The sequence below is a fragment of the Brachyspira aalborgi genome, assembly GCF_008016455.1.
Taxonomy (GTDB): Bacteria; Spirochaetota; Brachyspiria; order Brachyspirales; family Brachyspiraceae; genus Brachyspira; species Brachyspira aalborgi.
In genome coordinates this window covers 2,085,496-2,110,370 of sequence record NZ_SAXU01000001.1, presented here as the reverse complement: position 1 = coordinate 2,110,370, position 24,875 = coordinate 2,085,496, and the positions used below count along the sequence as shown (strand labels likewise).

At 29.4% G+C, this 24,875-nt stretch carries 24 protein-coding genes; 6 read left to right on the top strand and 18 right to left on the bottom strand.

The genetic code is table 11. The annotated features are described in order from the left end of the window. Positions 1-2 precede the first annotated feature (2 nt). Positions 3-896, top strand: a complete 894-nt coding sequence (locus EPJ79_RS09510; protein ID WP_147739313.1) for a DMT family transporter — start codon at positions 3-5, stop codon at positions 894-896. Positions 897-953: 57 nt separating this feature from the next. Next, entirely contained in the window at positions 954-1,622 is a 669-nt protein-coding gene (locus tag EPJ79_RS09505; protein ID WP_147739312.1) for a LolA-like protein, read from the top strand. A gap of 50 nt (positions 1,623-1,672) precedes the next feature. On the opposite strand, the gene mutL is transcribed toward EPJ79_RS09505, so the two are convergent. Beyond that, a complete protein-coding gene (gene mutL, locus EPJ79_RS09500; RefSeq protein ID WP_147739311.1) occupies positions 1,673-3,424 on the bottom strand; it encodes a DNA mismatch repair endonuclease MutL in 1,752 nt (583 codons plus the stop codon). Positions 3,425-3,476: 52 nt separating this feature from the next. Continuing rightward, positions 3,477-3,902: a response regulator gene (locus EPJ79_RS09495; protein ID WP_021957982.1), complete on the bottom strand. Its 426-nt coding sequence runs from the start codon at positions 3,900-3,902 to the stop codon at positions 3,477-3,479. A gap of 209 nt (positions 3,903-4,111) precedes the next feature. Here EPJ79_RS09495 and EPJ79_RS09490 point away from each other — a divergent pair, with 209 nt between their 5' ends. Both EPJ79_RS09490 and EPJ79_RS09485 read left to right on the top strand, forming a co-directional pair. Continuing rightward, positions 4,112-4,390 (top strand): hypothetical protein, encoded by a 279-nt coding sequence (locus EPJ79_RS09490; protein WP_147739310.1) that lies wholly within the window; start codon positions 4,112-4,114, stop codon positions 4,388-4,390. A gap of 401 nt (positions 4,391-4,791) precedes the next feature. Next, positions 4,792-5,502 (top strand): outer membrane beta-barrel protein, encoded by a 711-nt coding sequence (locus EPJ79_RS09485; protein ID WP_147739309.1) that lies wholly within the window; start codon positions 4,792-4,794, stop codon positions 5,500-5,502. 118 nt (positions 5,503-5,620) lie between these two features. Here the strand turns inward: EPJ79_RS09485 and EPJ79_RS09480 are convergent, their stop codons facing one another. The 11 genes from EPJ79_RS09480 to rbsD form a co-directional block, all read right to left on the bottom strand. Then, entirely contained in the window at positions 5,621-5,992 is a 372-nt protein-coding gene (locus EPJ79_RS09480; protein ID WP_147739308.1) for a YkgJ family cysteine cluster protein, read from the bottom strand. Further along, positions 5,989-7,566: a LysM peptidoglycan-binding domain-containing protein gene (locus tag EPJ79_RS09475; protein WP_147739307.1), complete on the bottom strand. Its 1,578-nt coding sequence runs from the start codon at positions 7,564-7,566 to the stop codon at positions 5,989-5,991. Before EPJ79_RS09475 ends, EPJ79_RS09480 begins: the two co-directional genes overlap by 4 nt. A gap of 4 nt (positions 7,567-7,570) precedes the next feature. Continuing rightward, positions 7,571-8,302: a hypothetical protein gene (locus EPJ79_RS09470; protein ID WP_242002847.1), complete on the bottom strand. Its 732-nt coding sequence runs from the start codon at positions 8,300-8,302 to the stop codon at positions 7,571-7,573. Between the two features lie 173 nt (positions 8,303-8,475). Further along, complete coding sequence (locus EPJ79_RS09465) at positions 8,476-9,045, bottom strand: class I SAM-dependent methyltransferase (protein ID WP_147739306.1); 570 nt, start codon at positions 9,043-9,045, stop codon at positions 8,476-8,478. 269 nt (positions 9,046-9,314) lie between these two features. Beyond that, positions 9,315-9,836, bottom strand: coding sequence for a YcxB family protein (locus tag EPJ79_RS09460; protein WP_147739305.1), 522 nt, complete (start codon positions 9,834-9,836; stop codon positions 9,315-9,317). 2 nt (positions 9,837-9,838) lie between these two features. Next, positions 9,839-10,714 (bottom strand): VIT1/CCC1 transporter family protein, encoded by an 876-nt coding sequence (locus tag EPJ79_RS09455; protein WP_208745270.1) that lies wholly within the window; start codon positions 10,712-10,714, stop codon positions 9,839-9,841. A gap of 93 nt (positions 10,715-10,807) precedes the next feature. Beyond that, positions 10,808-11,695 carry a ribokinase gene (locus EPJ79_RS09450; protein ID WP_147546704.1) on the bottom strand — a complete coding sequence of 296 codons (888 nt, stop codon included), beginning with the start codon at positions 11,693-11,695 and terminating at the stop codon, positions 10,808-10,810. A 93-nt stretch (positions 11,696-11,788) separates the two neighbouring features. Beyond that, positions 11,789-12,670, bottom strand: a complete 882-nt coding sequence (locus EPJ79_RS09445) for a D-ribose ABC transporter substrate-binding protein (RefSeq protein ID WP_021959699.1) — start codon at positions 12,668-12,670, stop codon at positions 11,789-11,791. Between the two features lie 44 nt (positions 12,671-12,714). Further along, positions 12,715-13,650 (bottom strand): ABC transporter permease subunit, encoded by a 936-nt coding sequence (locus EPJ79_RS09440; protein ID WP_147739303.1) that lies wholly within the window; start codon positions 13,648-13,650, stop codon positions 12,715-12,717. Next, positions 13,647-15,134 (bottom strand): sugar ABC transporter ATP-binding protein, encoded by a 1,488-nt coding sequence (locus EPJ79_RS09435; protein ID WP_147739302.1) that lies wholly within the window; start codon positions 15,132-15,134, stop codon positions 13,647-13,649. Before EPJ79_RS09435 ends, EPJ79_RS09440 begins: the two co-directional genes overlap by 4 nt. An 11-nt stretch (positions 15,135-15,145) precedes the next feature. Then, a complete protein-coding gene (gene rbsD / locus EPJ79_RS09430; RefSeq protein ID WP_147739301.1) occupies positions 15,146-15,541 on the bottom strand; it encodes a D-ribose pyranase in 396 nt (131 codons plus the stop codon). Positions 15,542-15,936: 395 nt separating this feature from the next. On the opposite strand from rbsD, the gene EPJ79_RS09425 reads away from it, so the two are divergent. After that, a complete protein-coding gene (locus EPJ79_RS09425; RefSeq protein WP_147739300.1) occupies positions 15,937-17,010 on the top strand; it encodes a ribonucleotide-diphosphate reductase subunit beta in 1,074 nt (357 codons plus the stop codon). A 12-nt stretch (positions 17,011-17,022) separates the two neighbouring features. Then, entirely contained in the window at positions 17,023-19,341 is a 2,319-nt protein-coding gene (locus tag EPJ79_RS09420; RefSeq protein WP_147739299.1) for a ribonucleoside-diphosphate reductase subunit alpha, read from the top strand. Between the two features lie 26 nt (positions 19,342-19,367). Here the strand turns inward: EPJ79_RS09420 and EPJ79_RS09415 are convergent, their stop codons facing one another. The 5 genes from EPJ79_RS09415 to EPJ79_RS09395 all read right to left on the bottom strand — a co-directional run bounded on the left by EPJ79_RS09415 (position 19,368) and on the right by EPJ79_RS09395 (position 24,804). Further along, complete coding sequence (locus tag EPJ79_RS09415) at positions 19,368-19,730, bottom strand: DUF1667 domain-containing protein (RefSeq protein ID WP_147739298.1); 363 nt, start codon at positions 19,728-19,730, stop codon at positions 19,368-19,370. 15 nt (positions 19,731-19,745) lie between these two features. Further along, the gene (locus EPJ79_RS09410; RefSeq protein ID WP_147739297.1) at positions 19,746-21,011 is read right to left on the bottom strand and encodes an NAD(P)/FAD-dependent oxidoreductase; all 1,266 of its coding nucleotides are present in this window, start codon (positions 21,009-21,011) and stop codon (positions 19,746-19,748) included. A gap of 9 nt (positions 21,012-21,020) precedes the next feature. Next, positions 21,021-22,457 carry an NAD(P)/FAD-dependent oxidoreductase gene (locus tag EPJ79_RS09405; RefSeq protein WP_147739296.1) on the bottom strand — a complete coding sequence of 479 codons (1,437 nt, stop codon included), beginning with the start codon at positions 22,455-22,457 and terminating at the stop codon, positions 21,021-21,023. A 78-nt stretch (positions 22,458-22,535) separates the two neighbouring features. Then, complete coding sequence (gene glpK / locus EPJ79_RS09400) at positions 22,536-24,020, bottom strand: glycerol kinase GlpK (RefSeq protein ID WP_147739295.1); 1,485 nt, start codon at positions 24,018-24,020, stop codon at positions 22,536-22,538. Positions 24,021-24,060: 40 nt separating this feature from the next. After that, positions 24,061-24,804, bottom strand: coding sequence for an MIP/aquaporin family protein (locus EPJ79_RS09395; RefSeq protein WP_147739294.1), 744 nt, complete (start codon positions 24,802-24,804; stop codon positions 24,061-24,063). Positions 24,805-24,875: the final 71 nt, after the last annotated feature.

Genomic DNA, 24,875 nt, shown 5'->3' with positions numbered 1-24,875 from the left:
AAATGATTAATAAAAAAAATAAAAAAACTTTAGAAAAGTTAGGGACATTAGGAATTTTTTTAACGGCTTTAATTTGGGGATATAGTTTTGTAGCCGTAAAAGTCGTTGTTGAAAAAGTTCCGCCTTTTTATTTAGTCGGTTTTAGAAATTTAATCGGCGGATTATTCCTAGCTATAATATTTTTTAGATATTTTAAAATGACGAAATTAAAAGATATATTGCTTTCGCTTCCCGTTGGAATAGCTTTATTTTTTGGTTTCTTTTTTCAAACTATGGGAGCGCAATTTATAACCGCTTCAAAAGTCGCTTTTTTTACGGGTTCAAATGTTATATTCGTTCCTTTTTTAGCTTGGATTATTTATAAAAAGCGTCCGCATATATCTTCGTTTGTAGCCGCGATAATAACAATAATCGGTTTATATTTTCTCACTTTAGCAAACGGATTAAACGAAGTTAAAATTGGAGATTTATTTGCAATTTTATGCGCGGTAGTTTTTGCAATTCATTTAATTTTGATAGACGCTATAATAGAATATGTAAACGGAATATTAATGGCAATTTGGCAATTAATAATAGCGGGCATAATATCTTTATCTTTCGCTCTTATTACAAAAACTTCGTTAAATATAGAAATTCTTTCAAGAGGCGATATAATATCTTTTTTATATTTGGCTATCGGCGGTTCGGGACTCGCTTATTTGCTCCAAACCGTTTCTCAAAAATATGTTTCGGTAAATAAAACAAGCATTTTATTAAATTTAGAGGCTTTTTTAGGAGCTTTATGCGGAGTTATATTTATGAACGATAAACTTACTTTTAATTTTGTATTAGGCGGAATTTTAGTAATATCGGCAATATTTATTTGCGAGCTTGGAAATAATATAAAATCCGATTAAAAAAGAATTGTAAAATATGCTATTGATAATTAAATTAAAAGATATATTATAAATAAAATGAATAATATAATTAAAAAAATATTTATAATAATTTTATTTCCTATTTGTCTTTATTCAGAAGAGCCTAAAAACGATTTTAAAGAATTATATTCTAAAATGAAAGAAAAATATTCTTCAATATATCCAAAAACTTTTGAAGCTTATATAGAAGGCAAAATTATTGAAAGGCAAATATCGACTATACCTACAAAAAATTATACTTCTTCAAAAGATAAAATAAAATTGAAATTCGCTTTTACTCAAGGAACAAAGCCTACTATAATTTTAGAAAATGTCGACAGTTTTTACAAAAATATGTTTGAAATATTTGAAGGCGTTTTAGAGACTACGGGATTTTACGCAATCGTTGGAAACTCTCAAAATTTTAATTCTTTTTCAAGTAAGTTTATATTTGAAAGTTTAAAAGAAGAAAACGAAAAATATAAAATTTCTTTAAGAGCAAATGGCGATAATAAAGATTATAGCATAACTTATACGATAGACAAAGAAAATTTATTAATTGAAAAAGCGGAATATTATAATAAAAAATCTAAAATTTACGATGTCGATATTTTTTATACGAATATTGAAAAATATACTTTGCCCGAAATTATAAAATATAAAAGTTTAGACGGAGCGGTTAATTCTGAAATTAAATTCGTAAATATAAAAACTTCTTCAAAATAATTTTTTTATTATTTAAATATAATCTAAATAAAATATAATTTAAATAAATATTATCTGAAAAATTTTCTATCCAAATAATCTTTCGATAATCTTAAAACAAACGGGCGTCCATGCGGGCAGTTGGTTAAAATATTTTCTTTTTCAAGCAAGTCAAGTAAAATTTGAATATCGCTATTTGAAAGTCTATCTCCCGCTTTTGGAGAATATTTGCAAGAGATTGAACTGCATGTATGTTTTATAAGTTTTTCCAAAGAATTATTTTCGCCTTTTGAAATATAAATATCCAAAATATCTTTAATCATTTTTTCTATTTTTTGATTTTTCGGCATATATATCGGAACTTCTTCTATTATTATGCTGTTTTTTGAATTGGTTTCAAATTTTATTCCGATAGCTTCGATAGTTTCTTTATGACTATTTAAAATATCTATTTCGTAATCTCTGTATTCTATTTCGCAAGGAACTAATAATTTTTCGTATTCTAATTTTCCTTTTGTTAAGGTTTTATATATTCTTTCGTAATTTAATCTTTCATAGGCGGCATGCTGGTCTATAATATACATTTCCTCTCCTCTTTCAGCGACTATATACGAAGAAAATATTTGTCCAACCGCTTTCGTATATTCTCCGAATTCTCTTAAATCTCTTTCGGGTGCGAATTTACTAAACTCTTTAATTTGATAAGAATTATAATATTCTTTTGTATTATTATAATTGTTATACTGATTAGCGTAATTTTCAGCATTTTGAATTTTAAAAATCGGAGTCGATTCAATATCGGTTTCAATATTTACAGAAGAAAAATAAGCGCCTTCGTTTATTTTATTAAATATTTCGTTATAAATCATTGCCGATGTTTCTCTTTCGTTTTTTATTCTAACTTCTTTTTTGCTTGGATGAACATTGACATCGACTTTATTGCAATCAATATTTATATATAAAAAATAAAACGGATATCTTTCTTTTGGTATGGTGTTTGAATAAGCGTTTTTTATTGCAAAAGAAATCGCTCTATTTTCAATCGGACGATTATTTAAAAATATAAAATTATTCTTTTTGATTGATTGACTAATTTTTGAATTTGAAAATAAACCGTAAATAGAAATATTTTCTTTTTCAATGTTTATTTCTATAAGATTTGAAAATATATCGTTATCATTTAAATAATTTTCTATTCTATCTTTTAAGCTTTTAGCTTTCGCGTAAGATATTGCAAGTCTTCCGTTATTTGTTAATCTCATTGAAATATTAGGTTGAACTAAAGCTTCCGCATCGAAAACTTCTTTCATAAGAAAAAATTCTCTTGAAGTATGTTTTAAGAATTTATATCTTGCAGGTATATTAAAAAATAGATTTTTCGCTATAATTTTTGTGCCTTTAGAAGCGGCTGCGGGTTTATGCTCTATTATCTTTCCTCCTTCTACAATTATTTTGCCTCCGTTATTTTCATTTGCATTTTTTGAAATAATTTCTAAATTCGTAACATCCGATATTGAAGCTAAAGCCTCGCCTCTGAAACCTAAAGTATTAATAGAATCCAAATCTTCAATAGAATGAATTTTACTCGTGGCATGATGAGATATTGCAAGAGGAAGTTCTTCAAATTTTATTCCCTCTCCGTTATCTTCTACAATCATGCTTTTTATTCCAGATTCTTGAGTGGAAACTTCTATATTATCGGCTTTAGAATCAATAGCGTTTTCTAAAAGTTCTTTAAGCATAGAAGCGGGTCTTTCTATAACTTCTCCAGCAGCTATACGATTAGCGACAGAATCGGGCAATTTCATTATTTTTTTATTCATGATTAACGATTTTAATAGATTTTTAAAATTTTGGAATAATACAATTTTGAAATTACTTTATATAATCGTCTCTTCCCAAAACTTTTGCCAAATGCTGAATAATGGTTTGTCTTTGAACGGGTTTTACCACATATCCGTCTATTTTAAGTTTTAAAAATTCGCTTAAAATTCCTTTATTTGCATAAGAAGTGACAACTATAACTTTGCCTTCATAATTCAAAGCTCTTATTCTTTTTAATAAATCTATTCCATTCATTTGAGGCATTTCAAAATCAATCATAAGTATATCGGGTCTGTCGGGCGATTCTTTTAATTGCTTTAACGCCGTCATTGCTCCGTCAGCTTCGAGCATAACATTAAAATTTTCGGATAAAAGTATTTTTTTTTCGGCTATACGAATTGTGCTTGAATCGTCCACTATCATTACCTTATATTGTTTCTCTGTTTTAGGATTTATCCCTAGCGGATATGAAGCCATAATTATTCCTTATATTATTTTTTTATTAATATTCTTTAATTAAATATTTACGATAAATATTATATAATATTGAAAAATTATTATCAATCGTTTTATTGCTATTTTATTAATAAAATTTTTATAATATTTAACATTTGTAAAAAGAAAACAAGCAAATATAAAGAATAATTAAATTTATTATAAATGAAAATCCCGCATCGATAATAGATTTGGCTTTTGGAGTAGCTTCAGGCGTAAAATTTATTCCGCTTATAGAAGGAATAAGAAGACCTACTAAAATTCCTTATTCGCCTTATGTTCGTTTATTTGCAGAAGATAGAATTTACGCTACAGAAAAAATTGCTTTGGTTGCAGGATTAGACATTTATTACGAATATATGTTTTTCGATAAAAATGATAGAAACAGATTATTTGCAGGCTATAATATAAATCAGCATCATTCTATTGGCGCCGACATAACTGTAGGTTTGCATTTTGGTAAAAGATAATAAATTAAATAATTAAGAAATTATAGATTCTTGCTCTTTTAATTTTCTGCATCCATGTGAGAAATTATTTTTTTTCTTAAAAACGCTTGACATATTTTTTTAATATTGTATAATTTAATTAGTAAAACTATTTGCCGAGAAATCGGTGAGGAAAGTTTAATATGAAAATTACAATAAATAACAATACTGTATATGCATTTGCAACGCAACGCAACGCAACGCAACGCAACGCAACGGCATAACTTTAAATTTTTTAAAAAACAATCTCATAATAAATTTAATAAATTATTTTTTAATTCTTTATCCGTTTCTTTCGGATACTTTAACTTTGGCAACTTATCGGGAGAGAAGAAACCCGATTTTGTTATAAATAAAAATTTTTCATACAAGGAGATAATAAAATGAAAAACATTAAAAAATTTATTGTAATAATGGCGATGACGATGATTTTTAGCGTATCGGCATTTGCAGCAAGCGGATTTGAGTTTATATTAAATGTGCCACTCGGATTGGGTATCGGCATTCCTAGCAAAAGTGAAAAAGACATTAAATGGAAAAGCGGAATAGGTTTTGACGCTGGAGTTACCGCTCAATTAGGTTATATGTTGCAAGTTAAAAGCGGTTTTGGAATAAGCGTTTTGGGAGAGTTAGGATACGCTCATACTACTCGCGCGCTTACTCAAAAATATGAAGAGTTAGGAACTAAAATTTCAATCTATGCAGCTTATATTATGGATAGTTTCCAAATTGGCTTGCTTCCAAAAATCAATATCGGAGCTTTCGCAATCGGTATTGGCGGCGGAGTAAAAATTCCCGTAGCTTTTCAATTGTCTTCTAAAGCTAAAATTGGAGATACTACAATTAAAGGCAAAGAAAAAATAGACATGAAAGTTTTTAGAGATAACTATAGTCCCGCTATTATAGGCTATATTAAAGGAACTTTTGATTATTCTATTTTCTTTACCGATAAATTAGCTTTTAATATTGGTTTATATTTAGGATATGATATGCTTAAAACTAAAGCTACGCCAGAGCTTGGAGAAAAATCTGAAATTGAAGGCGTATTCGATATAGGCGTAGAGTTAGGTTTGAAATTTGGACCGAAAGCATAAAGCAAAATCTTTTTCAAATTTTTTATATAAATTCTAATACCTTGATTTGCGGTTTATACTTAATTGTATAAACCGTTTTTTTTATGTTGTTATTTTTGTTAGCAAAATAACCAAAAAATTACTTCTTTACTATCGCGCCTTTGCAAGGTCTATTAAATTTACCCGAAATTAAATTTCTGTTTTTATCTGTGTATTCTTTCCAATATGGAAAAGTTTTGCATTGAGTAGGTTTCGCTTTATGTATTAAACATTTATCGTTTTTATCTAAAAAATGACAACGATTTTCATTATCAACTTTAATATGATAACCTAAAGAATCATCATAATCTAAATATTTGCTTATAAAAATTAAAGGAGTTATGCCGAGATATTTTGAGGCTTTCGATATATCGCTTTTATTAAAAAAAATATATCCTTTTTCTTTGCAACATGTTCCGCAGCCTTTACATGAGAATCCTAATATAATATTTTTCTTTTTTATATTTTTCATTTTATAATTGAATTCGCTCTGCTCTTCATTGTATTTGCAGAATTTGTTTTTCCAATACTTAAATATATTTCGGCTACTCTCATATAGTCGTTATATAAAGCCCTTCTCTCTTCCGCATTCATCTCATCAACTTTTTTTTTTGCGCCTTCGGGAATTTTAATATCTTTATTGAAAACCAAAGAATCAGGGTCCTTAAAAATATTTTCATTCATAACATAAATTGTGGGCCATCTTCTTGCATCTCCAAGTTCGCTTGAAGCTATAGAAGTTAAAGTATCCGTCCATTTTGTTCTGTATGTGTTTCCGCCCAAATATGCATTCGTATTTTTTGCTGGCGGATTTGGTATAATCGGCGGATTAGGAATATTTGGAGTATTAGGCAAATTTGGTTTTGGAGAAGTTGCGATATTCGATTGAATAATCGTATTATTTGAAGAAACCGATTTAATATCGTTAGTTTCAATAACTTTATCGCTATTCTGTTTTGCTATATCGTTAGTTTTAGAAATTTCATTTGTAATATTTTCAGTTTCATTAGTTTGAGAAATATTTTCATTTGTATTTGTAGTAGTAGAAGAAATTATATTATTAGTTTCGTTTTCATTTGTCGATATAGTGCTATAAAAATCGTCTTCTAAAGCGTCCGTTTTATTTCCAAAAAATTGAAATCCTAAATAAGACAAACCTAATATTATTATTATAATTCCTATAATCGCAATCAATTTGTTTGATTTTTTTTGTTTTTTTGCCGAAGAATGAGCTGGAGCGGTATAAGGTTGAGCTGGTTTTCTTTCAACTTCTGGAATTCCGCTCGCTTTCATTTCGTCTTCAGTTTCTATTATTTTTATATCTTTTTTTCTTAACTCTTCTAATTTTTTACTCGAATATATGCTATAATCTTCAATCGGCGTATCTTCTTCTATCATAGCCGCATTTTCTATAGCTTCGTCCATTTCGCTTTGATTAAATTTAGAGTTTTCTATATTTCTTTTTAATTCTTCCGCTTCTATAGGACTTCTTATTATAACGGGCTTTTTAAATATATCGCTTTTGCTATAAGTATTTTTGCTAAATGTTTTATTTTCAGTTTTTATTTCTTTAGTTTCTTCTTTTTTCTTAAACTCGTTAAAAATATAATCGGCTTTTTCTACATTTTTAGCGTTTTCTTTATTTATAATAGAACTTTCCGTTGTATTTGAAGCTGTTTCATTTTCTTTTATCTCTTCGTCTTTTATTATCAAATGTTTTTTTACAGATACGGGTTTTGAGATATTTTTAGATTTTGCTTTTATAGCTTCTCTCAATAATTTTATTGATTCTCTCTCTTCTTTTTTTTCAATATCGTCCGTTTTTATAGGTTCTATTTTTCTTATGCTTGAAGAAACGGTTTTTTTAGGAACTTCAACGCTTTTTTTAGTTGCAGTTTTTTTAGTCGTAGTTTTTTTTATCTGCCCATCCGTTTTCTTTTTTAAACTTGCAGTTTGCTTTTTGCTCGTTTTAGATATTTCCGCAGATTTTTTTGAAGCGGAATTTCTTTTAGAATTTTCTTCGTTATTTGTTTTTTTTGTCGCCATAATTTTACTCTGTAATATTTTGTTTATTTTTTATAATTATATTTCTTATAGTATTCATTGTTTCATTATCAAATATATTATCTCTTAAATTTCCTTTTTTCAATAAATCTATAAGATATTTATTTAAATCAATATTTTTCTTTAAATTATATTTTTTAGCTATATAAATTGCATCCGACATAGATAATATAATTCTTAATTTACCTCCATCCGAAGAATATTTATCAATCAGTTTATGCGGAGCGTCTATTCCTAAACAGTTTAAATTATAACAAACCTTGTAAAAAAGTTTATCAATCGACTGTTTAGATTTTTCTTCTCTTTTATTCTTTTTGCTTATGGTATAAAAAGCCGATAAATCTCTCGCTTCAAAATTGCATGTTTCGGAATAAAGTTTTTCTTGATAAGGCATTAAATAATGATGACTTTTCGATTTTGATTCCACTCTTATTATAAAACCTTTCTCTTCTAAAATATCGATAGATTTAACTATAGTTGCATTTCCGCCAATTCCAGCTTCGTTTAATATTTGAGAATGCGTTATTCTCGCTATTCCAAGCTCATAATCGTAATTTGAAACCAAAGTTCTATAAATCTCTTTAGCCGTAGCTTGCAATTCTTTCCATTTAGGATTTTCGGTAATACTTTTTGGAATAGAAGAACATAAAGAACTTACAGATAAAAATGTATCTTTATCTATAGTCTTTAATTGAGCTTTATTAATTATGTCTATCATATTTTCCAAAATTTATTCCCCGAATCGATTTTAGCGTTTATTTTTTTAATATATAATACAATGAATTTAAGATAAAATCAAGTTATATAAATAAAGTTATAGCTATTTAATTATACATATAAAACAAACTTTATAAACCGATAATTATGTAAAAATAATATTAAAATATAAAACTAATTAATATTCTTTTTCAAAATTGCAAAATTATTGCATCTTAATTGAAAATATTTATGTTTTTCAACTATAAAATTAGAAATTTCAGCAGCTTCAAATATATCTTTTTTATTATAATATTTTTTATGGTCTTCTATTTCAAGCCTGTCAATAACATGCATATTATAAGCTAAAAATTCCAATATAGGTTTTGCTATTTTTGAAGGAACAGTTATTATTAATCTTCCATCTTTTTTCAAAACCCTGCGAATTTCTTTTAAAATATCTTCAGGATAACTTAAATGCTCCAATACAGCTAACATTGTAACCACATCAAAACTTTCATTTTCAAAAGGAAGTTCTTTTTCTAAAACCGATTTGATAGTTTCTAATTTTTCAGTTTTTAATTTTGGAGGTTTAAAATCTATTCCTACTCCATAATCTATATAATTTTCTATCGACTTTAATAATTTGGCTTCCCAACCGCAACCTACATCCAATAATCTACAATTATTATATTTTTCTATAGTCGGTTTAACCATTCTTATTCTATATTTTCTTAAAAATTTATCTAAAATAGTTTCTTTCATTTTGTATTATTAACTCCTATATTTTTATTTTCAAAAATATAAAAGTCAGTAATACGAGGATTTAAATATATTATACCAAAATAATTTATTTAAACTACAAGTTGAGTTGAGTTGAGTTGAGTTGAGTTGAGTTGAGTTGAGTTGAGTTGAGTTGAGTTGATGCAGACATAAAAAATCCTACTTAATTATATTTATATAATAACATATTGTAAATAATTGTCAATAGTTTATTAATAAAAAAATTCGATTAATTTTACATAATATAAAAATTAATTCTTATAATTAATCAAAAAATCAATATCTTCCTTACTCAAATAACTTTTTGGAATAATTATAGCCGAAGTATTATCGGTATAAATAAAAATTGATTTCTCGCTAAAATCTATATTTTTTATGTCCGATTTATTAAAAGTCATCTCGCCTCTGTCTTCTTTGAAAATTATTTTATCTTCGCATATAGTTAAAATTTTATCGCCAAAAACTCCGTCAAGTTTTCTATCATCTACATATTGATATATTTTTTTAATTATTTTTTTATTCAAACGATTTTTATAAGTTTTTATTTGTATTAACGAAAATAAAGCGGAAAGTAAAATTGCAGGAACGATTATAAAATAATTATCGCCTTTGAAAAATAAAATAATCGCTATAAATATTAATATATAAATCGCTATCAAAATTATAACGCTTTTTTTAGCGGAAGATTTAATTTGAGAGTTTGTTTTTAAGTAATGAAGTTGAAAATCTATAAAATCGTTTATTTCAATTTTGTATTTAAATTCTTTAATCATAATTAAATGTCTATTCCTAAAAAGTTTTTAACCAAAATTCCTATAAAAAAACTTATTCCTGCAACCGTTAAACTTATGCTTACCATTTCAAAAAATCTATTTCTAAAAGGCAGACTTTTTGCAACCGAAACATAATAAGTAAAAATAAATATTATACAAATAACTATAATAATCATAGTAATTAAAGCATAAACGCATTTATCGTTTGGAAAAATTAAATAAGGCGTAATTAAAAAACTTACGGTTAACAAATAAATTATTCCCGTATATAAAGAAGACTTAAAAGCGTTTTTATTTCCGTCCGATTTTGCAGAAAGATATTCTGAAGAAGCCATTGATAAAGTCGCCGATATTCCCGTTATTATTCCCGATAAAGCTACAAGTTTATTATTCTGCAATGCAAAACTTAATCCCGCCAAAGTTCCGCTTATTTCAACGAGAGCATCGCTTAAACCCAAAACCATAGAGCCGATATATTTTAATCTCTCTTCGTCAAGTATCGCTATTAATTTATTTTCATGTTCGTCTTCTTCGAACGCGATTTTTTTAGCGTCTGGAATTTCTTCTTCTATTTTTGAATAAATATATTCGGCGTTTTTCTCTCCGCCTTCCATTATCTTAATTACGAAAGTGTAGCCAAAAAGAACGCTTAAAATAAAGAATTTAAAAACTTTTAATTTTTGAGGTTTCAATTTTTTATTAGTATATTTTTCCAAAGTTTTTGAATGAATCAACTCCTCTTTCGCTATATCCGTTAAGACTTTTTTGTCGTCTTCTTTTTTAACGAATTTTACCAAATTCAAATAAACATGATATTCGTTTATTTCGTTTTGCTGCATATTGAGTAAGAATTTCAAAGTTTTTTCAGATATTTCCATAATAATTCCTATTACTTTTAAATTATCGAATAATTCTATAATGAAAATCTATTAATTGCAAAAATTTTTTATTTAAATTATTTTAAGAAAATTTTAATTCCATTTTTTATTAATTACTTCTTCGTAAGTCGGAATAGAATCTATAGCGCCTTTTCTTGTAACCGTTATATTGGCGACTTTCATTGCAAAAGTTATCGCTTCTTCAATAGTTTTATCTTCCGCTAACATTCTAACTATTCCGCCTAAAAAACTATCTCCCGCCGCCGTAGTGTCGACAACTTCTACATTATAAGCGTTAAAAGTTTTTCTGTTAATTTTATTATTTTCTTTAGTTATCAATTCGCAACCTTTTTTGCCTAAAGTTAAAATAATATTTTTAACTCCGCAATCAAAAACATAATCTATTCCTCCAATTATATTTATTTCGGTTTCGTTAGGAATAAGAATATCAATATAACTTAAAAATTCTTTGTCTAATTTTATTGCAGGCGAAGGATTTAGAACGACTATTTTATTAAGTTTTTTTGAAATCTTTGCAGAATATTTTGCAATCTCTAAAGGAATTTCTAATTGCATAACTATAATATCGTATTTATTAATTAATTCTTCTTTAATGTCTTCTTTAGTAATTAAAGCGTTAGCTCCTTGAGATACTATTATATTATTTGCTCCGCTTTCAATAACCGTAATAAAGGCTATTCCCGTAGAAACATTTTTTTTAATTATAAGATTGTCTATATTAACTTTATTTGACGATAGAGAATAAGATAAATCTTTTCCAAAATTATCATCTCCCACAGCTCCGAGTATGCTTATATCTCCGCCTAACTTTGCTATAGCCGCCGACTGATTAGCGCCTTTGCCTCCATTATTAGTATAAAAACTTTTTCCAAGTATTGTTTCGCCTTCTTTAGGAAATCTTGGAGCGTTTATTACCAAATCTTTATTTATACTGCCTATTACTAAAATTTTTTTCATTATTATTTAAATCTCTCTTTTTAATGGCATTATTATGAAGTAATAATTTTTAATTAACTATTACTCCATAATAAAGATAAGTTTAATTTATTAACTTTATTCTTTTATCAAAGTAATATCTACGGGTATAGTTTTTTCGACAGTTTCTCCGTTTATTATTTTTAAAGCGGTTTCAACTGCTATCGCTCCCATAAGTTCAGGTTGTTGAGCGACTGTAGCTTTCATAGTTCCCATTTTTACGGAATAAACTGCATCGTCCGTAGCGTCAAATCCTATAATGACTATATTTTTTCCTAACGATTGAATAGCTTCTAAAGCGCCTAATGCCATTTCGTCATTATGAGCAAATACTCCTTTTAAGTCAGGATTAGCTTGAAGTATATTTTCCATTACGGTTAAACCTTCGGCTCTATTGAAATTAGCGGTTTGACTTGCAACTATATTTAATTTTCCGTCTACGGCTTGATGAAAACCTTTCCCTCTATCAATAGTAGCGGTAGCGCCAGGAATTCCTATAAGTTCGGCGACTTTGGATTTTTCTCCTATCAGCTCAATTAAATATTCTCCCGCCAATCTAGCTCCTGCGACATTATCCGAAGCTATCGAACTTGTAACTTCCACACCGTTTACTCCTCTATCTACGCTTATAACGGGAATATTAGCGTTAATAGCGTCTAAAACCGCTGGAGCTACGGCGTCAGAATCTACAGGATTAACTATTATGACTTGAACATTTTTAGAAATTAAATCCTCTATGTCGCTAGTTTGTTTTGCCGTATCATCGGAAGCATTAACTACGCTTAAATTAATATTAAGTTCTTTCGCTTTTTGTTTTGCTCCGTCTGAAAGACTTACAAAAAATGGATTATTTAAAGTTGAAACGGATAACCCAACCGTTATCTTATTATCTTGACTTTCTCCAGATTTGCAAGATAAAATAAGAATCGATAATAATGTAATAATTAGAGTTTTCTTCATTTTTATTCTCCTTTTGTTAAATTTTTTATATTTATTTTTATTATCTACCTATTTCTATCAGAAATTACGGCTAAAAATATCACTAAAGCTTTAACTACATCTTGATAGTATGAAGATACTCCTATAATATTTAAACCGTTATTTAATACCGCTATAATAAGTATTCCTATTAAAGTTCCCGTTATTTTTCCTCTTCCACCCTTCATACTTGTTCCGCCTAAAGCAACCGCTGCAATAGCGTCAAGCTCATAACCGCTGCCAAGTGTAGGTTGAGCCGAACCGAGCCTTGAAACCAATATTAAACCAGACAACGAAGCCATAAATCCAGAAACGGCATAAACTATTAATTTTATATTATTTATATTTATGCCAGCCAATTCCGCCGCTTTTGCATTGCTTCCTGTAGCGTAAATTTGTCTGCCTAATACTGTCTTTTTTAATACAAATAAAAATATGGCAAAAAATATAATTAATATCCATACGGGAATAGGAATGCCTAAAAAAGAACCTTTACCTATTTGATTTAAAAGTAAATTATTACCCAATCTTGAAATAGGCTTACCTCCGCTTAAAATCATTGTCAATCCTCTGTATCCCGTCATAGTGATAAGAGTCGCTATAAAAGGTTGTAATCTTGATTTCGTCACCATTAATCCGCTTATAGTTCCTAATATAATTCCAAATATTAAAGCTATTAACATAGATAATGGAGCGGGTAGTCCAATTTTTATTGTATGAGCGCAAATTATACTAGTTAATGCGAGAACAGAACCTACCGATAAATCTATTCCGCCAGTAAGAATTACGCAAGTCATACCGAAAGCTATTAAACCGTTAATAGCGGATTGACGAAGCAAAGATAAGAAATTATTAACAGTTCTAAAATCGGGACTTATTGCGCCAATAACTATAACCAAAAAAATTAAAGCTATAAAAGAGCCGTAATCCTGCAGGTATTGTATTATATTTTTATTTTTCATAATAAACCTCCAGTGGCAAGCACCATAATATTTTCTTCGTTTGCATCATTTCTATTTAAAAATCCAGCTACCTTTCCCTCATGTATAACCATAACTCTATCGCTCATGCCTATTATTTCAGGTAATTCTGAAGAAACCATAAGTATTGCTATGCCTTTAGAAGCTAAATTATCCATCATGGAATATATTTCTTTTTTGGAGGCTATATCTACTCCTCTTGTCGGTTCATCCAATATAAGTATTTTAGGATTGCTAATTATCCATTTTGCAAATATAACTTTTTGCTGATTTCCTCCGCTTAAATTATTGCATATATGATTAATACCGCTGCATTTAATATTAAAATCTCTAACTGCAAAAGAACTTATAAAATTTTCTTTGCTATTATTTATTAAAAAATTACCGTTAACTATTTTATTAAAATTATTTAAAGAAACATTATTTTTTATATTTTCATTTAACATTAAACCTTCCGTCTTTCTATCTTCGGTAATAAATCCTATTCCGTTTTTTATAGCTTGTTGCGGACTTTTTATAAACGCTTTTTTACCTTCTATTTCTATATTACCGCTATCTATAGGCAATACTCCAAATATACTTTTCATAATTTCGGTTCTGCCAGCTCCCATAAGCCCATATACGCCTAAAATTTCTCCGTAATGTAAATTAAAAGAAACATCCTTAAAAAAGTGATTTGAAGACAAAGATTTAACTTCTAAAGCAACTCCAAGTTTTTTATTTTCTGTTTTTGGAAATCTATCTCCAATATCTCTACCTATCATCATATTTATAATTTCATTCATAGAAGTATCTTTTATATTTTTTGTTCCTATGAATTCGCCGTCTCTCATTACGGTAATTCTATCGCATAATTCAAAAATTTCTTCCATTCTGTGAGAAATATAAATTATTGACACTCCATTTTGTTTTAATGATTTAATTATTTTAAATAAATGCTCCGTTTCATTATTGGTTAATGCGGCGGTTGGCTCGTCCATTATTATAACCTTTATATCGGATATTAAAGCTTTTGCTATTTCAACCATTTGCCTTTGTCCTACCGATAAATCGGATAATTTTTGATTTACATTCAAATTTATTCCCAAATTAGAAAGAGTTTCTTTAACTTTTAATTGCATAGATTTTTTATCTAAAATTCCAAATTTATTATATATCTCTTTACCAATAAATATATTTTCTTCTACTGTCATATCAAGTAGACTATTTAATTCTTGATATATAAAAACTATTCCGTATTCTTCGGCTTCTTTAGGATGATTAAATGAAATATTTTTACTATCTATAAATATTTGTCCAGAATCTTTAGTATATACTCCCGTTAATACTTTCATAAGAGTAGATTTTCCTGCTCCATTTTCTCCCATAAGGGCATGTATCTCTCCGTTAGATAATAAAAATTCGGCGTTATTTAATACCTTTATACCGCCAAAAGATTTTATAATATTTTTCATTTCTATATTCATAATCAGTCCTATTAAAATATACATGCGGATTGCAATATTATATTAGCGTAAGGAGTGGCTTCTCCCGTTCTAATAATAGCTTTACAATACGAAATTTTATTTTTAAAATCAGTATGACTTATATATTCTTTTGATATATCTTTAAACATACTTAAAATTTTATTATAAACTTTTTTATTATTATCTTTTATTTCTTCCGCAAGTATTATATGTTCTATTTTTATATCTTTCATTATTTCAGATAATACCTCCATAAAAGATGGATAGCCTAATTTTAACGATAAATCTATAGTTTTTATATTTTCTGGACATGGCAATCCTAAATCCGATATGCATATCAAATCAGTATGTCTCATATACGATAATACTTTAGAAATATCGCTATTTATAATTCCGTTTTTCTTCATAGTTTATTAAATCCAAATATTCAAATAGATTATACCATATAGTATAGCAAACTATTTTTTATTTGTCAAGTTTTTTCTGTAATTTTTTAGAAAAAATTTAATTAATTTTCTTAAAATATATAAAAATATGATATTATATATAGATAAATACATATTCTGAATGATTTTTGAGATAAAAATATAAATTATTACGACTTAATTTAAATTCTAATAAATATTTTTTATAATATTTTTATAATAATAAATTAAAACCATAGATTAAAATTTTTTGATTTATTTTATATTTAATATGCAAATCTTTCATATCACTACAAAAACGAATAAAAATTTGACAAATTAAAAAATATAAATAGAATATTATATTATGTTAATTTATTGAAGAGGTATTAATTTTAATGAAAGTAATTGATATAGATAAAAAGCCCGAGAATGAAAAAATATTTTTTGGAGATTTCGGGCATTATATAAGAATCGACTCTATAAGCCATGAGGTTGCGAGAAAATTAAAAGAAGCGAGCGAAGGAAATACTTGGTTTTCAAAAGAGGTAGATTATAAATCGGACAAAACAAGATTTTCTTCTCTGCCTGAAGACGCTCAAAGGGCTTTTAAATTAAATATCGCTTATCAAACTTTAATGGATAGCGGAGTGACGAGCGGATTTGCATCAATTTTAAATAGAATAGTTTCGAGTTCTATTTGGTCTATTTTATATTCGAGAATCGCCATTGAAGAAGTTATTCATGCGGAGTCTTATTCTTATGGACTTTCGGAGGTTTTCGCTCAGCAGGCTACGGAAACTTTGGATTTGGTTTATAATGATGAATTTGTAAAACATAGAATGGAGAAAGAAGTTGAACTTTTCGATTGCGTTGATACTTTATGCAATATAGAAGCTTCAAAAGTTTCTTTAGACGAAAAAAAGCAAGCGGTTTTGAAATTGCTAACGGGAATATATTTGCTTGAAAGCGTTAAATTTCCTTTTTCATTTTTGGTGACTTTTACTATTAATAATAGCTACGGCGATGCGATTACGGGATTTACAAAAACAATAAAACTTATAGCTCATGACGAATTAAATGTTCATGTTCCTACGGGAAAAAATGTTTTATCGATACTCAGAAAAGAAGGAAATCAAGAATTCAAACATTTATTCGATAACGGATGGTTTGATAAAACTGCAAAAGAAATGACTGACTATACTGTCGCAGAAGAGATTAAATGGGCGAAATATTTATTTGACGAAAGAGATGTTTTGGGAATAAACTCTTCTGTAAGCGAACATTTTATTAAATATTGGGCGGGAGTTAGATTGAGAGATATTGGAATTGAAACGGAATATTTGAAAGAAAAAAAATCCGATATAATAGATTGGTTTAATACTTATAGAGATATAAATAAACAAAATGCAGCTTTACAGGAAGCTACAAATATATCTTATCAAAAAGGAACGCTTAAAAACGACTTATAATTGGAGCAGATTATGATTGAATTAACTAAAGATAAAAAACATATTATTATAAAAAGAGACGGAAGAGAAGAGCCTTTCAACGAAGAAAAATTAAAAAAAGTTATTAATTGGGCTACCGAAGGAAAAGAAGTTTTTACAAACGCTTTACTTCAAGGACTTAATATAAAAATAAACGATAAAATGAAAATTGAAGTTTTATATGACGAGCTTATAAATACTGCCGTAAATAAAATAAGTCCGCTATATCCGATATACGACACTATAGCCGAAAAACTTTATTTAATGAAAATATATAAAGAAACGGCGGGATTAAAAAAAATAGGCGCTTATCCTCATATAAAAACTTTCTTAAAAAAAGGATTAAAATACAAAATATACGATAAAGAAATTATAAAACATTTTTCAGACATAGAATTGGATAAAATAAATTCAATGATAGAGCCAAATAGAGATTTGCTTTTTACTTATAAAGGACTTGCCATATTCAATAGAAAATACTGCAAAGCAATCGGAAATAAAAAATTGGAACTTCCTCAAATAACTTATATGGTTGCCGCTATGTTTTCTTTTTATGACGATATTTATAAAGGCGATAAAAAAGAAATATTTAAAAAAAGTAGAAACGATAGATTAAAATATATAAAAAGAACTTACGATATGCTTTCAAAACATGAAGTTACATTTGCCACGCCAAGAATTGCAAATAGTATGACGGTAAAAGCTCAACTTGCAAGCTGCATATTAAACACTCCCGATGACGACACTTGGAGTTTAAATCAAACCGATGGCAATATGGCTTTATATTCAAAATTTTCAGGCGGAATCGCTTATGACGCTTCTTTTATAAGGGCTTCAGGCTCAAGCATTCAAACTAATAGAGGACGCTCGGACGGACCTATTCCTTTTATAAAGAGAGTAGAGCAGACAATTTCATCGTTTAATCAAGGCGGAGTTCGTAAAGGAGCATGCGTTATAACTTTTCCTTGGTGGCATATGGATGTTATGGATTTGGTAATGCTTAAAGACGCGGGCGGAACGGAAGATACGAGAGCGAGAAAATTAGTATATTCAATAAGAATAAGCAATATTTTTAGAGAGAGAGTAAATAAAGACCAATATATAACTTTATTCGACCCTAAAGAAACTCCATTACTTAACGAAGAATACGGAGAGAATTTTAATATAGCTTATGTTTATTATGAAAGCAAATCTTCAATAAGAAAAAAGAAAATAAAAGCGAAAGAATTATTATTTCAAATATTGAAAGTTCGTCAGGAAACGGGAAATATATATTTAACTTTCGTTGATAATATAAACGAACAAAATATGGTTAATAAATTTGTCGGCGCTTCAAATCTCTGTCAAGAAATTGTAATTCCGTCTTTTCCTTCAAAACTTTTAGAAGAAAAATATGTAGTAAACGAAGATGGAACTTACGAAATAATTCAGAGAAAGCAAAGCGGAGAGATTGGAATATGCAATTTGGTTTCTGTAAATTTAATGTCTTGGGTTAATTTTAAGCCCGAAAAGAAAAAATCTTTCTGCTATACTTTATTAAGAGGATGCGATAATATAATAGACGCTCAATTTTATCCCGTAAAAGAAGGCGAGATTGCAAATAAAAAAAATCGTCCAATTGGAATTGGCGTTATAAATTATGCAAATCTTTTAGCGTCAAATAAATTAAAATATACAGACAAAGAAGCGATAGAGTTCACAAATAAAGTTTTTGACGATTTATATTATCATATTTACGAAGCTTCAAATATTTTAGCGAAAGAGAGAGGACCTTATAAAACTTTTTACGAATCAAAATGGAAAGAAGGAAAAACTCCTTTTCATTTGTCGATTTTAAATAATAAAAAAAATATTCTTAATATTGAAACCGATTCTGAAAAATGGGACAAACTCGCAGAAGATATAAAAAATTATGGCGTTAGATTTTCTTTTCATGGCGCTATAGCTCCGACAGCGACTTCGGGAAAAAGCGTTTCGGCAACGGAAAGCATAGAGCCTATAGTAGATTTATTTTTTGTAGAAGAAGGAATTCAAACCTTGCCTTCTTTAGCGCCTAATCTTAAAAAGAATAGAGATTATTATCAAAGATGTTGGACTATTCCTGCAAAAAATATTATAGAGCTTGCCGCCGTGAGACAAAGATATATAGACCAATCGCAATCGGTAAATCTTTATTATATTAAACCAGAATCGGCAAAAGAACTTTGGGACGATATTCAATACGCTATGGATTTAGGACTTAAAACTTTATATTATATGAAAACTCCTAAATCGAATTTTGAGCTTGAAGAGGTTTGCGAATCTTGCACTTAAAATTTAATAAAAAATATTTAATTTTATTATAAGATAGCTTCCACATTTCTAGTGGCGATTATATCGACTCCAGCAATATCTTTGGCTATAATATCTCCTATATTAACGGGCGCTTTAACTTTTATATCTTTCAATGCATGAAGACAAATATTTATTTTATCTTTATCTATAGGCTCTTTTGTTTTTACGGGAAGCATTTTTAATTTTCCGTTTTCAACTTTAACTATAGTAGTAACCATTCTAACGGGACGAACTATTTCGGCTCTCGCATAAGTGTCGCCTCTTTTACAAGTATTGCCTATAACTTTTATAATCTCGTTATTTTCCATTTCAATATTTAAAGCGCATCCCATAGGACAACATATACAAGTTAATTCTTTATTTTCCATTTTATTATCCTTAATTTAATTATCTTCGATTTTAAATTCTATATTTTTTAATCCTTCTTTTAATAACATATCTTTATTTAATTTTAAGGTTTCCATTTCGCCAGGCGCAAATATCAAATGTTTTTTATGAACGAGCCTCGCTCCGTCAAAATAAACATTCAAAAATTTATTTGTAAATACTCCGCCTACTCTAAATCTAACCGTAAGTTCTTTATCTATATTTTCAATATTAACGATTGACGGAACTGTATAACGAATTCCGTTTGAAGCTTTTAAATAAATATATTCTTCTTTTTCTTTTTTTGTTTTTTTATTTAGAATATAAATAGCGGCGCTTTTTCCCGCAGTTTCCGCTTCTTCTGAAACAAAATCAACCAAATCATGAACATGCAAAGCGTTTCCGCATGAAAATATTCCTTCGATATTAGTTTCCAAACTTTCGTTTACTATAGGTCCCGATGTGATTGGGTTTATTTCAATTCCTATTTCTTTTGAAAGTTCATTTTCGGGAATTAATCCAACCGACAAAAGCAAAGTGTCGCATGAATAATATTCTTCAGTTCCTTTAATCGGCTTCATATTCTCGTCAACTTTAGCAATAATAACTCCTTCGATTCTGTCTTTTCCTTTAATGTCAATAACCGTGTGACTTAATTTCAAAGGAATATTAAAATCGTCCAAACATTGAACTATATTTCTTTTTAAGCCTCCCGAAAATGGTAAAATCTCGGCTACAACTTTTACATTCGCTCCTTCAAAAGTCATTCTCCTTGCCATAATAAGTCCTATATCGCCCGAACCCAAAATAACTACTTCTTTTCCTGGCATATATCCTTCAATATTTACTAAATGTTGCGCAGCTCCCGCCGAAAATATTCCCGCTGGTCTATATCCCGCTATATTAAGCGCGCCTCTCGCTCGCTCTCTGCATCCCATAGCTAAAATAATAGATTTAGATTTAATTTGAATAAAACCTTCTTCTTTGTTTATATAAGTTATATTCTTGTCGGCATCGATATTCAAAACCATAGTATTTAATTTATATTCTATTTTCAAATCTATAACTTTTTCTATAAATCTGTAAGCGTATTCTGGTCCCGTTAATTCTTCTCCAAATCTATGAAGTCCAAAACCGTTATGAATGCATTGATTTAATATTCCGCCTAAAACTTCGTCTCTTTCTATAATAAGCAAATTTTCAATTCCATTTTCCCTTGCCGAAATAGCAGCCGCAAGTCCCGCAGGTCCTCCGCCTATAATAACAATATCGTAAGATTTCATTGTCTCTCCTTATAAACTTTCTTTATCAAATCCTTTAATTATTTCAGAACCTTTTTCGGATTTTGTAATATCGAGTATATTAATATTAAGCTCTCTTGAAAGTATTTCCATTATTTTTGGCGAACAGAATCCGCCTTGACATCTTCCAAGTCCAGCCCTCACTCTTCTTTTAATTCCGTCTAAAGATTTCGCTCCAATCGGGCTTTTTATTGCATCGACTATTTCTCCTTCTGTAATTTTTTCGCATCTGCAAATTATATGCCCGTATAAATGATTTTCTTTTATAAGTTTATTTTTTTCTTCGTTAGACAAACTCATAAATTTTGTAATGCCTTTTCTCTTCTCTATAAAATCTTTTTTAGTTTCTAATTTTGCTTTTTCTTTTAAAATATCCGCTACCATAACTCCAATTGCAGGCGAGCTTGCAAGTCCAGGCGATTCTATTCCCGCGCAGTCAATAAAATTTTCAGCGTCTTCTACTTCTTTAATTATAAATTCATGTCCGTCTTCATGAGGGCGAAGCCCCGCAAAAGAAGTGATTACTTTATTATAAGGAATATTTTTTACCGTGAGTTTAGATTTTTCTATTATTTGATTTAATCCTTCTGTCGTAGTATTTACTCCTTCTTTATCTTCTATATCTATTGCCGTAGGACCAATCATTATATTTCCATGAACCGTTGGCGTCACCAAAATGCCTTTTCCAAATTTGCTTGGCAAAGCGAATATTGTTGAAGAAACTATATTTTTAACTTCGCTATCAAGCAGAATATAATCGCCTCTTCTTGGTTTTATGTTTATTTTATTGTCGCTTACCATATTATGAAATTTGTCGGCATAGATTCCCGCTGCGTTTACAATATATTTTGTTTTTATCATTTCGTTATTAGTTATAACTTCAAATATATTATTAACTTTTTTTATATTCAAAACTTCCGTATTAAATTTGAATTCTACTCCGTTATCGAATGCATTTTCCGCATAAGCGACATTGAGTATAAAAGGGCAAATTATTCCCGCAGTCGGCGCGTATAAAGCGGCTACAACATTATCATTTAAATTTGGCTCTCTTTCAAAAACTTCTTCTTTGTTTAATATTTTTAAATTCTCTACTCCGTTTGCAATTCCTCTTTCGTATAATTTTTGTAAATTCGGAATATCTTCTTTATTTGAGCATACTACTAAAGAACCGTTTAATTTAAAAGGAACATTCAAATCTTTTGCTATTTTTGGCATCATTTTATTTCCCAAAACATTCAACTTTTCCATAAGCGAACCGTTGGCGGCGTCAAATCCCGCATGAACTATTCCGCTATTTGCCTTTGAAGTCCCCGAACATACATCCTCGCATTTTTCGACAACGCATGTATTTGCCTTATATCTCGATAATTCTCTCGCTGCCGAAGTCCCAGAAACGCCCGCGCCAATTATTAATATATCATACATAAAATACCTTTGTTTTTGTTATAAGTTAAAATGTAATCCGTATATCGAAATAATCAATATACGGATTACAAAATTTTATTATACAGCCCAATTTTTAGCTCTTTCAACCGCTTTTTTCCAGCCTGTATATTTTTTATTTCTTTCATCTTCGGGTAAAGAAGGGTTAAATTCTTTGTCTAATCTCCATCTTTTAGAAATTTCTTCTTTATCTTTCCAAAAACCTACCGCCAAGCCTGCCAAATACGCGGCGCCCAAAGCGGTTGTTTCGGTTATTTGAGGTCTTAAAACTTTTGTATTTATTATATCCGCTTGAAATTGCATTAAAAAATTATCTCTCGAAGCTCCGCCGTCAACTTTTAGCGAACCTAATTTTACTCCCGAATCGGCAACCATAGCGTCTATAACATCTCTACTTTGATAGGCTATAGCCTCTTCCGCCGCTCTTATTATATGACTTCTATTTACGCCTCTCGTGATTCCTACTAAACAACCTCTTGCATACATATCCCAATAAGGAGCGCCAAGTCCTACAAAAGCGGGAACTAAATATACTCCGTTTGTGTCTTTAACTTTAGTGGCAAAATATTCCGTGTCTTTAGCGTCATGCAATAGTCTTAATTCGTCTCTAATCCATTGAATAACCGCGCCTGCAATAAATACCGAACCTTCTAAAGCGTATTCTATTTTTCCTTTATATCCTATTCCTATAGTGGTTAATAATCCGTTTTTACTTAAAATGAATTTTTCCCCTATATTCATAAGAATAAAACTGCCCGTTCCGTAAGTGTTTTTTATATCTCCCTTGCCAAAACATGCCTGCCCAAATAAAGCCGCTTGTTGGTCTCCCGCTATGCCCGATATTGTGACATCTTTTCCGTTTATATTAGCGTATCCGTAAACTTCGGAAGAATCTTTAACTTCTGGAAGCATACTTTCTGGAATATCCAATTCTTTTAATATTTTTTCATCCCATTTAAGCTCTTTAATATTATAAATCATTGTTCGAGAAGCGTTAGTATAATCGGTAACATGAACTTTTCCGCCCGTGAGTTTCCATATAAGCCAAGTGTCTATAGTTCCAAATAATAACTCTCCTTTTTTAGCTTTATCTCTCGCTCCAGCAACATTGTCTAATATCCACTTAATTTTAGTTCCTGAAAAATAAGCGTCTATAACAAGTCCCGTATTCTCTCTAATATAAGAATCTAATCCTTTAGATTTTATAGCATCGCAAATTGAAGCCGTTCTTCTGCATTGCCAAACTATAGCGTTATATATAGGCTCTCCCGTATTTTTATCCCAAACAACCGTTGTCTCTCTCTGATTTGTTATTCCTATAGCCGCTATATCTTCAGGCTTTGCTCCAGCTTTTTGTATAGCCTCTTGCAATACTCCGAATTGAGTCGCCCAAATTTCCGAAGCGTTATGCTCTACCCAACCTTCGTTTGGATATATTTGAGTAAATTCTTTTTGAGCTACGGATACCATATTTTGGTCATAATCAAATAATATTGCTCTGCTGCTCGTTGTCCCTTGGTCTATTGCCACTACATATTTAGCCATTTAAAACTCCTTCGCCGCATTCTTGCGACAATTTTAATTTTTATTTATTTGAAGATAATATTTTTCCCAAAGTTAAATCATAAATTATGCCAGCTAAAATACCGCCGATTATAGGACCTATTATAGGCACTATCCATACATTAGTTCCATCCGTAAGTCCGTTATTTTTAAAACCCGCAACTACGGCAAATAGTCTAGGTCCTAAATCTCTTGCAGGATTAATCGCATAACCATGCATATAGCCGAAAGATAATCCTATAGCTACGACTATTAAACCTACAATTATAGGTCCTAAATTAGAACCAGCGGGCGTATTATTTGCATCTCCAACCGTTAAAATTAAAAATACTAATATGAAAGTTCCTACAATTTGGTCGACTAAACCCGATAAGAAACCTGGAACAGCTGGAAAAGTGCAAAATACTCCAGCCGTGTTTACAAATTCCGAGTCAACCTCTATCCATTTTTTATAATATACCGCAAATACTATAGCCGCTGCAATAAAGCAACCTATCATTTGAGCTACGATATAATATAAAACCTTACTCCATGGAAACCTTTTTGTAACAGCTAAAGCCAAAGTAACAGCTGGATTTAAATGAGCGCCGCTTATTTTACCCGATACATAAATACCGAATGTAACGGCAAGTCCCCAAGCCAAATGAATATTAACGGGCGCACCATTATTACAAATAACAACCGACGCTACAACTCCGCATCCTAAAAGAATTAGAAACATTGAACCTATGAGTTCCGCTAAAAATTCGCTTTTTTTACTAAACATATTTTTCCTCCAAAAATAAATATTTATCTATGCTTAATAGTATAGTAATTCTTTTTTGAAAAGTCAAGTTT

Coding starts and splice junctions, on each gene's coding strand:
- EPJ79_RS09410 (WP_147739297.1), bottom strand. CDS start 21,011: ATGAAATCTTACGATATTGTTATTATAGGCGGAGGACCTGCGGGACTT.
- EPJ79_RS09420 (WP_147739299.1), top strand. CDS start 17,023: ATGATTGAATTAACTAAAGATAAAAAACATATTATTATAAAAAGAGAC.
- EPJ79_RS09510 (WP_147739313.1), top strand. CDS start 3: ATGATTAATAAAAAAAATAAAAAAACTTTAGAAAAGTTAGGGACATTA.
- EPJ79_RS09455 (WP_208745270.1), bottom strand. CDS start 10,714: ATGGAAATATCTGAAAAAACTTTGAAATTCTTACTCAATATGCAGCAA.
- EPJ79_RS09480 (WP_147739308.1), bottom strand. CDS start 5,992: ATGAAAAATATAAAAAAGAAAAATATTATATTAGGATTCTCATGTAAA.
- rbsD (WP_147739301.1), bottom strand. CDS start 15,541: ATGAAGAAAAACGGAATTATAAATAGCGATATTTCTAAAGTATTATCG.
- EPJ79_RS09415 (WP_147739298.1), bottom strand. CDS start 19,730: ATGGAAAATAAAGAATTAACTTGTATATGTTGTCCTATGGGATGCGCT.
- EPJ79_RS09435 (WP_147739302.1), bottom strand. CDS start 15,134: ATGAATATAGAAATGAAAAATATTATAAAATCTTTTGGCGGTATAAAG.
- EPJ79_RS09505 (WP_147739312.1), top strand. CDS start 954: ATGAATAATATAATTAAAAAAATATTTATAATAATTTTATTTCCTATT.
- EPJ79_RS09475 (WP_147739307.1), bottom strand. CDS start 7,566: ATGGCGACAAAAAAAACAAATAACGAAGAAAATTCTAAAAGAAATTCC.
- EPJ79_RS09485 (WP_147739309.1), top strand. CDS start 4,792: ATGAAAAACATTAAAAAATTTATTGTAATAATGGCGATGACGATGATT.
- EPJ79_RS09460 (WP_147739305.1), bottom strand. CDS start 9,836: ATGATTAAAGAATTTAAATACAAAATTGAAATAAACGATTTTATAGAT.
- EPJ79_RS09405 (WP_147739296.1), bottom strand. CDS start 22,457: ATGTATGATATATTAATAATTGGCGCGGGCGTTTCTGGGACTTCGGCA.
- EPJ79_RS09445 (WP_021959699.1), bottom strand. CDS start 12,670: ATGAAGAAAACTCTAATTATTACATTATTATCGATTCTTATTTTATCT.
- EPJ79_RS09395 (WP_147739294.1), bottom strand. CDS start 24,804: ATGTTTAGTAAAAAAAGCGAATTTTTAGCGGAACTCATAGGTTCAATG.
- EPJ79_RS09495 (WP_021957982.1), bottom strand. CDS start 3,902: ATGGCTTCATATCCGCTAGGGATAAATCCTAAAACAGAGAAACAATAT.
- EPJ79_RS09470 (WP_242002847.1), bottom strand. CDS start 8,302: ATGATAGACATAATTAATAAAGCTCAATTAAAGACTATAGATAAAGAT.
- EPJ79_RS09465 (WP_147739306.1), bottom strand. CDS start 9,045: ATGAAAGAAACTATTTTAGATAAATTTTTAAGAAAATATAGAATAAGA.
- glpK (WP_147739295.1), bottom strand. CDS start 24,020: ATGGCTAAATATGTAGTGGCAATAGACCAAGGGACAACGAGCAGCAGA.
- mutL (WP_147739311.1), bottom strand. CDS start 3,424: ATGAATAAAAAAATAATGAAATTGCCCGATTCTGTCGCTAATCGTATA.
- EPJ79_RS09425 (WP_147739300.1), top strand. CDS start 15,937: ATGAAAGTAATTGATATAGATAAAAAGCCCGAGAATGAAAAAATATTT.
- EPJ79_RS09440 (WP_147739303.1), bottom strand. CDS start 13,650: ATGAAAAATAAAAATATAATACAATACCTGCAGGATTACGGCTCTTTT.